This window comes from Mediterranea sp. An20 (assembly GCF_002160055.1).
In the GTDB taxonomy this organism is placed as follows: Bacteria; Bacteroidota; Bacteroidia; order Bacteroidales; family Bacteroidaceae; genus Bacteroides; species Bacteroides avicola.
Window position 1 is genome coordinate 1 of record NZ_NFJV01000079.1, and the last position, 858, is coordinate 858.

The 858-nt window shown below is 42.2% G+C and carries 1 protein-coding gene; it reads right to left on the reverse strand.

Annotated elements, in window-relative coordinates:
- Positions 1-9 precede the first annotated feature (9 nt).
- The gene (locus B5F34_RS17195; RefSeq protein ID WP_087340949.1) at positions 10-765 is read right to left on the reverse strand and encodes an IS5 family transposase; all 756 of its coding nucleotides are present in this window, start codon (positions 763-765) and stop codon (positions 10-12) included.
- Between the last annotated feature and the right edge of the window lie 93 nt (positions 766-858).

Sequence of the window (858 nt, forward strand, 5' to 3'; positions counted from 1 at the left end):
AGAGCCTGTTTAAATTTTGCTCAGTAACATTCTTATCGCCGCCAGTTTCACCATTTCCTCAGCCGAATCGAACGTGAATTCGTAGTTCCGACAGAGCCTTCTATAATTATCGAACCAGGAGAAAGTTCTTTCCACAATCCATCTCTTACCTGTTGGCTTAAAGCCGTTTGACTTATCTCCGCTTACTATGACTTCAAGCACATATCCGAAAGCCTTTCTGATTCTGCCGGCTACTTCTCCCCTGTATCCGGCATCTGTCAGGATGACTTTAAGATTACAGCAAAGCTCCTTCAAACATCTAGCCAGCAGGTAAGCGGCCTTTCCGTCATGCACGCAAGCTATTGTTACCATGACAGCTATCAGGAAACCGTTCTTGTCAACGACGACATGACGTTTGATGCCTTTCACCTTTTTATTGCCGTCAATGCCATTAAGGGAACGGTTGTCACCCCAGCGGACACTTTGGCTGTCCATAATACCAACGCTTGCCTCGGGATTTTGACCGTTCTTGACACGAACTTTCTCACGTAAGTTATTCAACAACAGGTCAAATTCACCTAAGGAAGACCATTTGCGGTAATAGTAATATACCAGTTCCCAAGGAGCAAAATGGGAAGGCAGCATACGCCATTGGCAGCCTGTCTTCACGAGATAGAAAATGGCGTTCCATATCTCACGCAAATCATATTTTCGCCTTCTTTCTTGCAGGTTCAAGATTTTCTTGATAACTTGCCATTGTGTTTCTTCTAAATCTGTCGGATACATAATTATTTCAAGTGTGGAAACTTAAAAATAATCATTTCCGAAGAAAGAAGAAACACTCTTTCTATATTAAACTTTAAAATTTAAACAGGCTCT